Source organism: Micromonospora echinaurantiaca, assembly GCF_900090235.1.
GTDB classification, from domain to species: domain Bacteria; phylum Actinomycetota; class Actinomycetes; order Mycobacteriales; family Micromonosporaceae; genus Micromonospora; species Micromonospora echinaurantiaca.
The window spans coordinates 4,319,964-4,334,427 of record NZ_LT607750.1 but is presented as its reverse complement, the minus strand read 5'-3'; the positions used below and the strand labels follow the sequence as shown (position 1 = coordinate 4,334,427).

The 14,464-nt window shown below is 72.0% G+C and carries 10 protein-coding genes and 1 pseudogene; 10 read left to right on the top strand and 1 reads right to left on the bottom strand.

What is annotated here, in order from left to right; all coding sequences use genetic code 11:
* Positions 1-17: 17 nt before the first annotated feature.
* Both GA0070609_RS19465 and GA0070609_RS19460 read left to right on the top strand, forming a co-directional pair.
* A complete protein-coding gene (locus GA0070609_RS19465) occupies positions 18-1,571 on the top strand; it encodes an OFA family MFS transporter (RefSeq protein WP_088995107.1) in 1,554 nt (517 codons plus the stop codon).
* A 43-nt stretch (positions 1,572-1,614) separates the two neighbouring features.
* Positions 1,615-2,280 (top strand): M23 family metallopeptidase, encoded by a 666-nt coding sequence (locus GA0070609_RS19460; protein WP_088995106.1) that lies wholly within the window; start codon positions 1,615-1,617, stop codon positions 2,278-2,280.
* A gap of 62 nt (positions 2,281-2,342) precedes the next feature.
* On the opposite strand, the gene helR is transcribed toward GA0070609_RS19460, so the two are convergent.
* Positions 2,343-4,583, bottom strand: a complete 2,241-nt coding sequence (helR, locus tag GA0070609_RS19455; protein ID WP_231928340.1) for an RNA polymerase recycling motor ATPase HelR — start codon at positions 4,581-4,583, stop codon at positions 2,343-2,345.
* A gap of 246 nt (positions 4,584-4,829) precedes the next feature.
* On the opposite strand from helR, the pseudogene GA0070609_RS19450 reads away from it, so the two are divergent.
* The 8 genes and pseudogenes from GA0070609_RS19450 to GA0070609_RS19415 form a co-directional block, all read left to right on the top strand.
* Positions 4,830-5,210: pseudogene (locus GA0070609_RS19450) on the top strand (YwiC-like family protein); the annotation flags it as partial.
* 360 nt (positions 5,211-5,570) lie between these two features.
* Complete coding sequence (kdpF, locus tag GA0070609_RS19445) at positions 5,571-5,660, top strand: K(+)-transporting ATPase subunit F (protein WP_073839165.1); 90 nt, start codon at positions 5,571-5,573, stop codon at positions 5,658-5,660.
* Positions 5,660-7,315: a potassium-transporting ATPase subunit KdpA gene (kdpA, locus tag GA0070609_RS19440; RefSeq protein ID WP_088995105.1), complete on the top strand. Its 1,656-nt coding sequence runs from the start codon at positions 5,660-5,662 to the stop codon at positions 7,313-7,315. The genes kdpF and kdpA overlap by 1 nt, the downstream gene beginning before the upstream one ends.
* A 20-nt stretch (positions 7,316-7,335) precedes the next feature.
* Positions 7,336-9,522 carry a potassium-transporting ATPase subunit KdpB gene (kdpB, locus tag GA0070609_RS19435; RefSeq protein WP_088995104.1) on the top strand — a complete coding sequence of 729 codons (2,187 nt, stop codon included), beginning with the start codon at positions 7,336-7,338 and terminating at the stop codon, positions 9,520-9,522.
* Positions 9,522-10,403: a potassium-transporting ATPase subunit C gene (locus GA0070609_RS19430; protein ID WP_088995103.1), complete on the top strand. Its 882-nt coding sequence runs from the start codon at positions 9,522-9,524 to the stop codon at positions 10,401-10,403. Before kdpB ends, GA0070609_RS19430 begins: the two co-directional genes overlap by 1 nt.
* 75 nt (positions 10,404-10,478) lie before the next feature.
* Complete coding sequence (locus GA0070609_RS19425) at positions 10,479-13,031, top strand: DUF4118 domain-containing protein (protein ID WP_088995102.1); 2,553 nt, start codon at positions 10,479-10,481, stop codon at positions 13,029-13,031.
* Positions 13,028-13,708, top strand: a complete 681-nt coding sequence (locus GA0070609_RS19420) for a response regulator (protein WP_088995101.1) — start codon at positions 13,028-13,030, stop codon at positions 13,706-13,708. The genes GA0070609_RS19425 and GA0070609_RS19420 overlap by 4 nt, the downstream gene beginning before the upstream one ends.
* 108 nt (positions 13,709-13,816) lie before the next feature.
* Positions 13,817-14,272, top strand: a complete 456-nt coding sequence (locus GA0070609_RS19415) for a DUF4231 domain-containing protein (RefSeq protein WP_157748248.1) — start codon at positions 13,817-13,819, stop codon at positions 14,270-14,272.
* Positions 14,273-14,464: the final 192 nt, after the last annotated feature.

The window sequence follows — 14,464 nt, the reverse complement described above, 5'->3', positions numbered from 1 at the left end:
GAGGTGCGGAAGTGCCCGTGTTGGCCGCGCTCGACCCTCGGCACACCGTCGCGCCTCCCGGATACAGCCGGTGGCTGATCCCGCCGGCGGCGCTCGCGGTTCATCTGTGCATCGGACAGGTCTACGCCACCAGCGTCTACAAGAACTCGCTGATCGCCCGGTTCGACGTCAGCCAGACCGCCATCGGGGTGATCTTCAGTATCGCGATCGTGATGCTCGGTCTCTCGGCGGCGGTCGGCGGCACCTGGGCCGAGCGCAGCGGGCCTCGCAAGACCATGTTCACGTCCGCCTGCTTCTGGGCGGCCGGCTTCCTGATCGGCGCGATCGGCATCGCCACCCGGCAGCTCTGGCTGCTCTACCTCGGCTACGGCGTGATCGGCGGCATCGGGCTGGGCATCGGCTACATCTCGCCCGTCTCCACGCTGATCAAGTGGTTCCCGGACCGTCCCGGGCTCGCCACCGGCCTGGCGATCATGGGGTTCGGCGGCGGCGCGCTGCTCGCCAGCCCGCTGTCGCGCCAGTTGCTCTCCCTCTACGACCCCGGCTTCGACCCCGCCAGGGCGGGAGCGGTGGCATCCAGCGGCGCGCTGGTGGGGCTCTTCCTCACGCTCGGCATCGGCTACTTCGTGATCATGATGTTCGGCGTGTTCAACGTGCGGGTGCCCCCGCCCGGTTGGCGCCCGCCCGGCTTCGACCCCGCCTCGGTGGCGCAAAAGCCCATGGTCACAAGGGCCAGCGTGTCCGCCGCGAACGCCATCCGCACGCGCTCGTTCTGGCTGCTCTGGATCGTGCTCTTCACCAACGTGACGGCCGGCATCGGCATCCTCGAGCAGGCCGCGCCGATGATCCAGGACTTCTTCCGGGACAACGGGGTGTCGGCCGTCTCGGTCGCCGCGGCGGGGGGCTTCGTCGGCGTGCTGTCGCTGTTCAACATGGCCGGGCGCTTCGTCTGGTCGTCGACGTCCGACCTCATCGGCCGCAAGCCGATTTACGTGCTCTACCTCGGTCTCGGCATGGTGCTGTACGTCCTGCTGGCGGTGGTCGGGCAGAACGCCACCGTGCTGTTCGTGCTCCTGGCCGGCGTCATCATCTCCTTCTACGGCGGCGGGTTCTCCACCGTCCCCGCCTACCTGCGGGACCTGTTCGGCACCCACCAGGTGGGCGCCATCCACGGCCGGCTGCTGACCGCCTGGTCCGCCGCGGGGGTGGCCGGGCCGCTGATCGTCAACGGGATCCTCGACACGCAGGGCAAACCGGGCACGCTCACCGCCTCGGCGTACCGACCGGCCCTGTTCACCATGGTTGGCGTGCTGGCCGTCGGCTTCATCGCCAACCTGCTGGTCCGCCCGGTCCCGGAACGCTTCCACGAACCGGACACCGGCGGAGCCGTGCCGGTGGCGCCGGCGGAGAAGACCGACCCGGTCGCGCTGGGGCCGGACAGCCGCCCCGCGGCGCCGGCCGTCGGGACGCAACAGGCCCGACTCTGGATCTCCTGGGCGCTGGTCACCGTGCTGCTCGGCTACGGCGTCGTGCAGACCCTGACCACCGCGGCGAAGCTCTTCACGGAGTGACCGACCGCGCCACCCCGCAGCCGGAGCCTTGCCCGCGTCTGCCATGCTTCGGGCGGTGACGACCGGCCATCCCTCAGCCCGACACCGCGCCCGCCGCCACACCCGCAGACGTACCATCCGGTGGATCCTCGCGCTCGGCGCGGCCGCGGCGATCGTCGCTGCCGCCCTGGTGGTGGTGCCACTGCTGCGGCCGCCGGGCCCACGTCCGCTCTTCCAGCTCCCGGTCGCCTGCGGCGAGACCTGGCAGCTCGGCACCTACCCCGGCCACGACGACTTCGATGTCGACCTGTTCCCCACCACGGGTGAGGCGTGGGGCAGGCCGGTGCTCGCGTCCTACGCCGGCACGGTCACCGTGGCCGGGATCAACGGCTCGCTGGGCGGGCGCACCCCGGACAACCCGAACGGCCCGCGCGGCCGGGGCGGGGGTTACTGGGTGAAGATCGACCACGGCGGCAGGTGGGAGACCCAGTACCTCCACCTGCTCGAACCGCCGCTGGTCAGGGAGGGCCAGCGGGTCGCCCAGGGCGAGCAGATCGGACGGGTCGGCAGCACCGGCAACTCCGGCGCCCCGCATCTGCACTACGAGCAGCGCCGCGGCTGGGAGAAGGTGGAGACCTACTTCGACGGCCAGCCGTCGGGCATCACTAACGACGACACCGAGTACACCGTCGAGCGGAAGAGCAACAACTGCTCCGCCGGGCGGCCTTAGCGGCCGTCGGCGCGGTGCCCCGCCAGGCGTGGACGACGAGGCACCGTGCCGACCGGTCGGCGTCAGGAGCTGGTGAGGATCACCAGCCGTTGGGTCGCCCGGGTCATCGCGACGTAGCGGTCGACGGCCCCCTCGATGCCGTCGCCGAACTTCTCGGGGTCGACCAGGACGACCAGGTCGAACTCGAGCCCCTTCGCCAGTTCGGGGGTCAGCGACCGGACCCGGGACGTGGCCTCGAAGGTGGGGTCGCCGATGACGCAGGCGATCCCGTCGGCGTGCGTGGCGAGCCAGGCGTCGAGGATCGGGCGCAGCTCCGAAACGGCTCCGCGCTCGACGGGGACGCCGCCGCTGCGGACGGAGGTCGGCACGTTGGCGTCCGGGAGCGCGGCGCGGATGACCGGCTCGGCCGCCGTCATGATCTCCTTCGGCGTCCGGTAGTTGATGGTCAGGGACGCCAGGTCGATCCGGTCGAGCCCGATCCGTTCGAGCCGCTCCCGCCACGACTCGGTGAACCCGTGCCGGGCCTGGGCGCGGTCCCCGACGATGGTGAAGCTCCGGGACGGGCAGCGGAGCAGCAGCATCTGCCACTCCGCGTCGGTCAGCTCCTGCGCCTCGTCCACCACGATGTGCGCGAACGGGCCGGCGAGCCGGTCCGGCTCGGTGTCGGCCGACGTGCTCCCCTCGACCAGGGCGTCCCGTAGGTCCTGCTGGCGCAGCATCGTCAGCAGACCTTCGCCGTCGTCGTAGGCGTTGGCCTCGATCAGGTCGTCGACGACCCTGGTCATCTGCTCGCGTTCGACGGCGGCCGCGGTGTCGGACCGGCTCCGGCGTCCGGACGCCCCCGGGTCACCGATCCGCTGCCGGGCCGCGTCCAGCAGCGGCAGGTCCGACAGCGTCCACGCCCGGGCGTCGTCGCGCTGGAGCTTCCGGATGTCGTCCGTGCTCAGCCAGGGGGCGCATTTGCGCAGGTAGGCGGGGACCGACCAGAGATCCGCGACGAGTTCGGCCGGGTCGAGCACCGGCCACGCCCGGTTGACGGCCGTGCGCAGCTCCGGGTTCCGCAGCAGCGACCGGCGGACCAGCTCGTCCGGCTCGTCGCCGTCGTACTTGTCGATCAGGATCGTGAGCAGTTCCGCCCAGATCTCGTCCCGCGCCTCGTTGTGCGGGGTGCCGGGATCTGGGGCGTCGAACGCGTCGGCCCAGTCGGCGACGCTCAGCCTGAGCTCGGCGTCGTCGGTGGTGACCGTCATCCCCTTGCTGGGCGGCTCCTCGTAGAACCGGACGGCCGCCTCGATCGCCCGCACCAGGTCGGCGGACGACTTCAGCCGGGCCACGTCCGGGTCAGTCTCCACGCGCGCCGCGGCGCCCTCGGGGACGAGGTCCCGCAGGGTGCAGATCTGCACGTCCTCCTCGCCGAGGCTGGGCAGGACGTCGGAGACGTAGGCCAGGTAGGGCTGGTGCGGACCGACGAACAGCACGCCGCCCCGGCGGTGGCCGAGGCGAGGGTCGGCGTAGAGCAGGTAGGCGGTGCGGTGCAGCGCGACGACGGTCTTCCCGGTACCCGGACCGCCGTCCACCACCAGCGCGCCGGTCGATCCCGCCCGGATGATGGCGTCCTGGTCGGCCTGGATGGTGCCGAGCACGTCCCGCATCCGGTCCGACCGGCTGCCGCCCAGACTGGCGATGAAGGCGGACTGGTCGTCGAGGGCGGCGGCGTGCCCCGCGAACCCGTCCGGGCTGAACACCTCGTCCCAGTAGTCGGTGATCCGGCCCTTCGTCCAGCGGTACCGGCGGCGGCTCGCCAGCCCCATCGGGTTGGCGTGGGTGGCGCCGAAGAACGGCTCGGCCGCGGGGGAGCGCCAGTCGAGCAGCAGCCGACGACCGGCGCTGTCGGTGAGGCCGCGCCGCCCGATGTACACCGGCTCCGGGTCGTCCGCGCTGACCATGTGCCCGAGGCAGAGGTCCAGACCGTAGCGACCCAACGCGCGCAGGCGCGCGGACAACCGGCGGATCTCCTGGTCCCGGTCGACCGCCTGCCGGCCCTTGCCGCCGGGCGCCTTGCGCGCGGCGTCGAGGCGGTCGGACAGGTCGGCGGACAGCTGCTCGAGGCTCTCCGCCATGGCCGCGAAGTGCTGCTCGTCCTGGGCGATCAGTGCCGGGTCGGCCTTGCCGGCGAGCTGGTCGGGCAGGTCGAACACGCTGGCGCCGGTCAGGGGCGCCCGGCCGCCGTTGCCACCGGCCGCGCCACCCGCCGGCGGCTCGCCGGTCCCACCCGCCCCATACGTCGACAAGAACGTACGCATGTCGCAACCCCCCCATTTCCGCCAGATCCTGGCCTCGGCCAGCGATTCTGCGGCACGACCCGGGTCTTGCCACAAGCCCCCGGGTCCGCTATACCTTGAAAATGGAGGGAAGCGATTCCCCCCTTTTTTCTTGCCCGCCCCCTCGGGGGCCCGGTGCCGTCCGTACGAGCCCTGCACCCCGTACCCCCAGCCCATCACCAGCGGCGGGACGTCGTGCTCGGCGCAGAGCTTGGCCACCGCGTCGGTCAGGCTGCCCTCCTCCCGCAGCTTCACGAAACGCAGAGCTGCCTGCTGGTCTTCGTGCTGGCCACCATCGCCGGGGTGCCCCTCACCGAGGTGGCTCCCGCGTTCCTGGCCCTGCTGCTGTACCTGGTCGGCACGGTCTGCTACGTCAAGACCATGATCCGGGAGCGTGGAGATGTCGGCTACCTGCGCCTGTCCATCGGCTTCCACGCGGTCGCGCTGCTTGCGGCGGCCTGGCTCGACCCGCTGCTCGCGCCGGTCTTCCTGCTGCTGCTGATCCGGGCGGCGGCCCTGCCGGGCCGGGGGCTCCGGCCGGCGCGGGTCGGGATGATCGAGATCGGCTGCTCCCTGCTCGTCCTCGCCGTCGTGCTGCTCGCGTTCTGACCGCCGGCCCCCGCCGCCAACGGTGGCTCCCGGCTGACTGATCGCCGGGGTCCGTGCCGCCGGCGGTCGATCCGGGCTGGCCGCTCCGCCCTGTCGCCACCCCCGGCACCCCCGCCAGAGCGCCGGTTCCTCGGCGTGCGCGTGAAAACCGCGTCAATAACCGCGTCGTCGCCGTCATGGTCGCGTCAAGACCCCTGTCGGCCCGGATCGCACGGCGCTTTGATTGCCCGGCGCGGCCGGGAATCGGCCGCGGGAACTCGTCCGGTAAGGGGAGTCAGACGTGTCTGACGTGCTGTTCGTGGGGCTGACGGTGGGGTTGTTCCTCGCCCTCGCCCTGCTGGTGCGGGCGGTGGAGAAGCTGTGAGCGCGGTCAATGCCGTCGGCCTGGTGCTGGCGATCGGGCTGGGTGTCTTCATGGTGGTCGCGCTGCTGTTTCCGGAGCGCTTCTGATGACCATGACAACGGCCGGCGTCGTCTTCGTCCTGTCGCTGGTGGTGGCGCTGGTCGCCGTACACAAGCCGTTCGGCGACCACATGTACCGGGTGGTGTCCGGCACCCGGCATTCCCGCGTCGAGCGGGGGATCTACCGGCTGGTCGGGGTCGACCCGGCCGCCGAGCAGGGCTGGGTTGTCTACGCCCGCGGCGTGCTGGCGTTCTCGGCCGTCTCGATCCTGTTCCTGTACGGATTCCAGCGGTTGCAGAACCACCTGTGGTTGTCCCTCGGCTTCGGCCCGGTGGTGCCGCACGGAGCCTGGAACACCGCGGTGTCGTTCGTGACCAACACCAACTGGCAGTGGTACTCGGGTGAGTCGACCATGGGCCACCTGGTGCAGATGGCCGGCCTGGCGGTCCAGAACTTCGTCTCCGCGGCGGTCGGCATCGCGGTCGCGGTCGCCCTGGTCCGCGGCTTCGCCCGGCACCGGACGGGCCAGCTCGGCAACTTCTGGGTCGACCTGACCCGGATCACGCTGCGCATCCTGCTGCCGATCGCGGTGCTCGGCGCGATCGTGCTGATGCTCGGCGGGGTGGTGCAGAACCTCTCCGCCGGCACCGACGTCAGCACGCTCACCGGTGGCAGCCAGACCATCACCGGCGGCCCGGTGGCCAGCCAGGAAGTGATCAAGGAACTGGGCACCAACGGCGGCGGCTTCTACAACGTCAACAGCGCCCACCCGTTCGAGAACCCGACGGCCTGGACCAACTGGCTGGAGATCTTCCTGATCCTGCTGATCCCGTTCAGCCTGCCCCGGGTGTTCGGCCGGATGGTCGGCCAGCACCGCCAGGGGTACGCGATCGCCGCCGTGATGGCGATCCTCGCGCTGGCCAGCGTCACGCTGACCAACGTCTTCGAACTGGCCGGGCACGGCACCGTGCCGCAGGCGGTCGGTGCGGCGCTGGAGGGCAAAGAGGTCCGCTTCGACGTGTCGAACTCGGCGACCTTCGCCGCGGCGACCACGCTCACCTCCACCGGCGCGGTCAACTCGTTCCACGACTCGTACACCGCGCTGGGCGGGATGATGCCGCTGGTCAACATGATGCTCGGCGAGGTCGCCCCGGGCGGCGTCGGCGCCGGCCTCTACGGCCTGCTGATCCTCGCGGTGGTCACGGTTTTCGTGGCCGGGCTGATGGTCGGCCGGACGCCGGAGTACCTGGGCAAGAAGATCGGCGCCCGGGAGATCAAGTTCGCCGCGTTGTACTTCCTGGTCACGCCCGCCCTGGTGCTGATCGGCACGGCCGCGGCGTTCGCCACCGGCAACGCGGCGACCGCGCTGAACGCCGGCCCGCACGGGCTGTCGGAGGTGCTCTACGCGTTCACCTCGGCCAGCAACAACAACGGGTCCGCGTTCGCCGGCATCACCGTGAACACCACCTGGTGGAACACCGCACTCGGACTGTGCATGCTGCTCGGCCGGTTCCTGCCGATCATCTTCGTGCTCGCCCTGGCTGGTTCGCTGGCCCGGCAGCAGCCCACCCCGGCGTCCGAGGGGACCCTGCCGACCCACCGTCCCCTGTTCGTCGGGATGGTCGTCGGCGTCACGGTCATCCTCGTCGCGCTGACCTTCCTGCCCGCTCTCGCGCTCGGCCCGCTGGCCGAAGGGCTCTGATCCCCATGAGGAACGAGAACATGTCCGTCACGTCGGTGACATCGGGCGAAGCGCCGACCGCCGGCACCCCCGCCCGCCAGGGCAACCGTGCCGGCGGAGGGCTGCTCGACCCACGGCAGCTGGTCCGGTCCCTGCCGGACGCGCTGCGCAAGCTCGACCCGGGCACGCTGTGGCGCAACCCGGTGATGCTGATCGTCGAGGTCGGCGCCGTCTTCACCACCGTGCTCGCGGTCGCGGACCCGTCGGTGTTCGCCTGGGCGATCACCGGCTGGCTCTGGCTCACCGTGCTCTTCGCCAACCTGGCGGAGGCGGTGGCGGAGGGCCGGGGCAAGGCTCAGGCGGCCACCCTGCGCCAGGCGAAGCGGGACACCATCGGCACCCGCCTGATCGGCTGGGCGCCCGGCATGCCGGCGAACCGGTACCGGGACGAGTCCGTGCCGGGGCCGGAGCTGAAGCAGGGCGACATCGTCCTGGTCGAGGCGGGCGGCGTGATCCCCGGCGACGGTGACGTGGTCGAGGGCATCGCCAGCGTCGACGAGTCGGCCATCACCGGCGAGTCCGCGCCGGTGATCCGCGAATCGGGCGGCGACCGTAGCGCGGTCACCGGCGGCACCCGGGTGCTCTCCGACCGGATCGTCGTACGGATCACCCAGAAGCCCGGCGAGAGCTTCATCGACCGGATGATCGCCCTGGTCGAGGGGGCAAACCGGCAGAAGACGCCGAACGAGATCGCGCTGAACATCCTGCTCGCCGCGCTCACGATCATCTTCCTGCTCGCGGTGGTCACCCTCCAGCCGCTGGCGATCTTCTCGAAGGGCTACCAGGCGGCCGCGCCGGACACCGGCGCGATCACCGACGCCGGCGTCAGCGGCGTGGTCCTGGTTTCCCTGCTGGTCTGCCTGATCCCAACCACCATCGGCGCCCTGCTGTCGGCGATCGGCATCGCCGGCATGGACCGCCTGGTGCAGCGCAACGTGCTAGCGGTCAGCGGCCGGGCGGTCGAGGCCGCCGGCGACGTGAACACCCTGCTGCTGGACAAGACCGGCACGATCACCCTGGGCAACCGGCAGGCCGCCGAGTTCCTGCCGGTCGACGGGGTCGCGGCGGCCGACGTGGCCGACGCGGCGCAGCTCGCCAGCCTGGCCGACGAGACCCCGGAGGGGCGCTCTGTGGTGGTGCTCGCGAAGAACGGGTACGGGCTGCGCGAACGCGAGCCCGGCGTGATGCCGCACGCCACCTTCGTGCCGTTCACCGCCCAGACCCGGATGAGCGGCGTCGACCTCGGCGCGGAGCGCGTCGACGGCGGCGTACGCCGGATCCGCAAGGGCGCCGCGGCGGCGGTGCTGACGTGGGTACGCGACAACGGCGGGCACCCGACCGGCCAGGTCGGCGAACTGGTCGACGGGATCAGCGGCAACGGCGGCACCCCGCTGGTCGTCGCGGAGCACCTCGACGGCCAGCCTGCCCGCGCGCTCGGGGTCATCCATCTGAAGGACGTGGTCAAGTCCGGGATGCGCGAGCGGTTCGACGAGATGCGCCGGATGGGCATCCGGACCGTGATGATCACCGGCGACAACCCGCGGACCGCGAAGGCAATCGCCGACGAGGCCGGGGTGGACGACTTCCTCGCCGAGGCCACCCCGGAGGACAAGCTCGCCCTGATCCGCACGGAGCAGCAGGGCGGCCGGCTGGTCGCGATGACCGGCGACGGCACCAACGACGCACCGGCGCTGGCCCAGGCCGACGTCGGGGTGGCGATGAACACCGGCACGTCGGCCGCGAAGGAGGCCGGCAACATGGTCGACCTCGACTCGGACCCGACGAAGCTGATCGAGATCGTCGAGATCGGCAAGCAGTTGCTGATCACCCGGGGCGCGCTGACCACCTTCTCCGTCGCCAACGACGTGGCGAAGTACTTCGCCATCATCCCGGCCATGTTCGCCGGCCTCTACCCGAGCCTGGACGCGCTGAACGTCATGCGGCTGGCCAGCCCGGAGTCGGCGATCCTGTCCGCCGTCATCTTCAACGCGATCGTCATCGTCGCGCTGATCCCGCTCGCGCTGCGCGGCGTGCGGTACCGGCCGGCGAGCGCGTCGAAGCTGCTCAGCCGCAACCTCTGGCGCTACGGCCTGGGCGGCCTCGTCGTGCCGTTCATCGGCATCAAGCTCATCGACCTGCTCATCCAGCTCATTCCGGGGATCTCCTGATGCGCCTTCCCAGCTGGCTCGCCCAGCACCTCGCCGCCCTGCGGGCCCTGCTCGTCCTCACCGTCCTGCTCGGCCTGCTCTATCCGCTCGTCCTGGTTGCCGTGGGCCGGATCCCCGGTCTCGACGGCAAGGCGGACGGCTCCCTGGTCAGCGTCGACGGGCGGACCGTCGGCAGCAGGCTGATCGGGCAGTCGTTCACCGACGCCGACGGCAAACCGGTGCCGCGCTACTTCCAGAGCCGCCCGTCCGCCGCCGGCGACGGATACGATCCCACCGCCACCGCGGCCAGCAACCTCGGCCCGGAAAGCGTGGTGGACACCATCGCCACCGACCCCGAGGAGTCCACGCCGAGCCTGCTCACCCAGGTCTGCTCGCGCAGCAGGGCGGTCGGCGAATTCAACGGGGTGGACGGCAGTCGCCCGTTCTGCACCCCGGGCGGGGTGGGCGCGGTGCTCGCGGTGTTCCGCGCCGACGGGCTCACCGGCGCGGTGACCCGGGTGGTGAGCGTCAACCAGACCGCTCACGCCACCCCGTTCCTCACCAGCTACCAGGGGGTGCCGGTCGAGCTGGCCCAGCCCGGCCGGGACTACGTGGCCGAGGGTGGGATCGTCACACCGATCCGGGGCGACGCGCCCGCGGAGCCAACGGTGCCCGCTGACGCGGTCACCGCCAGCGGCAGCGGTCTCGACCCGCACATCTCCCCGGCGTACGCGGAGTTGCAGGTCAACCGGGTCGCGCGCGAGCGCGGCACGGACCCGGACGCGGTCCGCCGCCTGGTCGAGTCGCACACCACCGGCCGGGCCCTCGGATTCATGGGCGAACCCGGGGTGAACGTGCTGGCCCTCAACCTGGCCCTGGACCGGGAATTCCCGGCCCGCTGATGCCCCCGATCGCGCGGGGCGGGGCCACCCGGGTGGCCCCGCCCCGTACCGTCATCGCAGGGAGAGGAAGGTCGCGTGCCACGAGGTGAACTCCGCATCTACCTGGGCGCCGCCCCGGGCGTCGGCAAGACGTACGCCATGCTGGAGGAGGCTCACCGGCGGGCCGAGCGGGGCACCGACGTGGTGATCGGGCTGGTGGAGACGCACGGCCGCACGCACACCGCGGCGATGATCGGCGACCTGGAGCAGGTGCCCCGCCGGGCGGTCGAGTACCGCGGCGCCGAGTTCACCGAGATGGACGTTGACGCGGTGCTGGCCCGCCGGCCGCAGGTCGCCGTGGTCGACGAGCTGGCGCACACCAACGTGCCCAGCTCCCGCAACGGCAAGCGCTGGCAGGACGTGCAGGAACTGCTCGACGCCGGCATCCACGTGCTCTCCACGGTCAACATCCAGCACCTCGAGTCGGTCAACGACGTGGTCGCGCAGATCACCGGGACCGTCCAGCGGGAGACGGTGCCCGACGAGGTGGTCCGGGCCGCCGAGCAGGTCGAGCTGGTCGACATGACCCCGGAGGCGCTGCGCCGGCGGATGGCGCACGGCAACATCTACCGGCCCGACAAGATCGACGCGGCGCTCGGCAACTACTTCCGGGTCGGCAACCTCACCGCGCTGCGCGAGCTGGCGCTGCTCTGGCTGGCCGACAAGGTGGACGAGCAGCTCGGCCGCTACCGGGACCAGCAGGGCATCGCCGAGACCTGGGAGGCCCGGGAGCGGGTGGTGGTGGCGCTGACCGGCGGGCCGGAGGGGGAGACGCTGATCCGCCGGGCCGCGCGGATCGCCGCCCGCGGCAAGGGCGCGGACCTGCTCGCCGTGCACGTGGCCCGCAGCGACGGCCTGGTCGGCGCCGACCCGGCGCGGCTGGCCCGGCAACGGGTGCTCGTGGAGAGCCTCGGCGGCACGTACCACCAGGTGCTCGGCACCGACGTGCCGGCCGCCCTGCTGGACTTCGCCCGCGGCGTCAACGCCACCCAGCTCGTCCTCGGCGCCAGCCGTCGTGGTCGGTTCGCCCAACTCTTCTCCCGCGGGGTCGGGGTGACCACCATCGCGCAGTCCGGCGCGATCGACGTGCACCTGGTCACCCACACCGAGGCCGGCCGGGGGCGCCGGGCCGCCGGGGTGCCGGCGGCGCTGTCCCGGCGCCGGCGGCTGCTGGGTTTCGCCCTGGCCGCGCTCGGCCTACCCGTGCTCACCCTGCTGCTGACGGTGCTGCCGGACCTCACCCTGGCCAGCGACATCCTGCTCTTCCTCGCCGGCGTGGTCGCCGTCGCGCTGGTCGGCGGGCTCTGGCCGGCGCTGGTCGCCGCGTTCGGCGGATCGCTGATCCTCAACTGGTTCTTCACCCCGCCCTTCCACACGCTGACCATCGCAGAGCCGGACAACCTGCTCGCCCTGGCCGTCTTCGTCGGGGTGGCGGTTTCGGTCAGCTGGGTCGTGGACGTCGCGGCGCGGCGTACCCGGGAGGCCGCCCGCGCCGCCGCCGACGCCCAGACGCTCGCCGCGGTGGCGGGTGGGGTGCTGCGCGGTGGGCGCCCGCTGATCGCGTTGCTCGACCAGCTCCGCGAGACGTTCGGGCTGCGCGCGGTCAGCATGCTGGAACTCGCCGCGGAGGCCACCGGCCGGCCGGCCCGGACCCGGGAGGAGCGGGCGTGGCGGGTGGTGGCGAGCGTCGGCGACCACCCGGCCACCACCCCGGACGCGGGGGAGACGACGGTGCCGGTCGACGAGCGGATCACCATCGTGCTCCGCGGCCGGCGGTTGGCGGCCGCCGACCGGCGGCTGGTCGAGGCGTTCGCCGCCCAGGCCGCGGTGGCGCTGCGCCAGGAGCGGCTGGCCGAGGAGGCGGCGACGGCCCGGCCGCTGGCCGAGGCCGACCGGATGCGGACCGCGCTACTGGCCGCGGTCAGCCACGACCTGCGGACCCCGCTCGCCTCGGCGAAGGCGGCGGTGACCAGCCTGCGCAGCCCGGACGTCGAGTTCGACGAGGAGGACCGGGCGGAGCTGCTGGCGACCGCCGAGGAGTCGCTGGACCGGCTGGCCCGGCTGGTGGCCAATCTGCTCGACATGAGCCGGCTCCAGGCGGGCGCCCTCGGGCTCACCCCGGCCGCCATCGGCCTCGAGGACGCGGTGCCGCGCGCCCTGGACGAACTCGGGCCGCCGGCCGCGGGCGTCACCGCCGACATCCCGGCCGACCTGCCCGCCGCCACCGCCGACCCGGGCCTGCTGGAACGGGTGCTGGTCAACCTCATCGCGAACGCCCTGCGGTACAGCCCGCCCGGCCAGCCGCCGACGGTGACCGCGAGCGCCCACGCCGGCCAGGTCGAGCTGCGGGTCATCGACACCGGCCCGGGCATCCCGGAGGACCAGTGGGAGCACGTGTTCCTACCTTTCCAACGCCTCGGCGACCGGGACAACCAGACCGGGGTCGGCCTCGGGCTGGCGCTCTCCCGCGGGCTCGCCGAGGCGATGGGAGGCAGTCTCACCCCGGAGACCACGCCGGGTGGTGGACTGACCATGGTGCTGCGGCTGCCGGCCGCCAGCCAGGGCATGGTGGAGGGACCACAGGAATGACCCGGGTCCTGGTCGTCGACGACGAGCCGCAGATCCTGCGGGCGCTGCGGATCAACCTGCGCGCCCGCCGCTACGACGTCGAGGTAGCCGAGACCGGCGCCGGCGCGTTGAAGGCGGCCGCCAGCCACCCGCCCGACCTGGTCGTCCTCGACCTCGGCCTGCCGGACATGGACGGCGTCGAGGTGATCCGCGGGCTGCGCGGCTGGACCGGTGTGCCGATCATCGTGCTCTCCGGGCGGGCCGGCAGCGAGGACAAGGTGAAGGCGCTCGACGCGGGCGCGGACGACTACGTGACCAAGCCGTTCGGGGTCGAGGAACTGCTCGCCCGCATCCGGGCGGTCACCCGGCGGCTCGGGCCCTCGACCGACGCGAGCGCGACGTTGCGGGTGGGACGGCACACCGTCGACCTCGCCGATCGTACGGTCAGCCGCGACGACGGCACCGAGGTCAGACTCACCCCGACCCAGTGGGCGGTGCTGGAGAAGCTGCTGCGCCACCCCGGCAAGCTGGTCAGCCAGCGGCAGTTGCTGCACGACGTGTGGGGGCCGGAGTACCAGAACGAGACGAACTACCTGCGCCAGTACATGGCCCAGCTGCGCCGCAAGCTCGAGGACGACCCGTCCCGCCCCCGGCACCTGATCACCGAACCCGGGATGGGCTACCGCTTCCGCCCGTGACACCGGCCGATGCCGGCGAGAACCCGGCGCGCGGGTGATGGTCCGCAGTTGACCGAACGGGGATCATCGAATGGTCGGGAGTTCCGAGCGATGGGGTGTGCCATGGTCGTGGAACCGAACGAGGCTCGCACCGAGCGTTCCTACGCGGTGGAGGTCGCCGACGGTTCGTACCGGTGGTATCTGGTGGCCGCGAAGCGCTCCCGCCGGTCACACCGGATCTCCGAACTCACCACCGTGGTGCTCTCCGCGGCGATCCCGCTCGCCGCTCTGCTCGTGCCGAATTGGCCGCAGATTCCCGCGATTCTGGGTTCGCTCCTGGTGGTCATCGCAGGGTGCCGCGCGGTGTTCCAGTGGCAGGAGAACTACCTGCGGTTCAGCCAGGCGCGGGAAGCGGTGGAGGAACAGCGTCGGCTCTATCGGGTGGGCGCGCACCCGTACGACGATCCGGCCCTGCGCGACGTCGAACTCGTGAAGGCGGTGACCCGGATCGAAGGCGATGAAATGCAGCGATGGGCGCAAATCGCCCAGGAACGCGCGGAGCCGGGTCGGTCGCTGCCGAACTAGACGTGTCGTTGAGTCGGATATTTGTAGTCGTTTTCGCATCTGCGGTTTGTTTTAATGCAGGGAAGTGAGGCAATTTCGCCGGCCAGGGGGCGGGTATGCCACTAGCTGACGTGTCAGTCCAGCCGACCCGCCCGAGCAGCGCCGGTCCCGACAGCGCGAGTGCCACCGTCGCGTCCGATGAGGACGAAGGCT

Coding starts and splice junctions, on each gene's coding strand:
- helR (WP_231928340.1), bottom strand. CDS start 4,583: ATGCGTACGTTCTTGTCGACGTATGGGGCGGGTGGGACCGGCGAGCCG.
- kdpB (WP_088995104.1), top strand. CDS start 7,336: ATGTCCGTCACGTCGGTGACATCGGGCGAAGCGCCGACCGCCGGCACC.
- GA0070609_RS19430 (WP_088995103.1), top strand. CDS start 9,522: ATGCGCCTTCCCAGCTGGCTCGCCCAGCACCTCGCCGCCCTGCGGGCC.
- GA0070609_RS19460 (WP_088995106.1), top strand. CDS start 1,615: ATGCTTCGGGCGGTGACGACCGGCCATCCCTCAGCCCGACACCGCGCC.
- GA0070609_RS19420 (WP_088995101.1), top strand. CDS start 13,028: ATGACCCGGGTCCTGGTCGTCGACGACGAGCCGCAGATCCTGCGGGCG.
- kdpA (WP_088995105.1), top strand. CDS start 5,660: ATGACCATGACAACGGCCGGCGTCGTCTTCGTCCTGTCGCTGGTGGTG.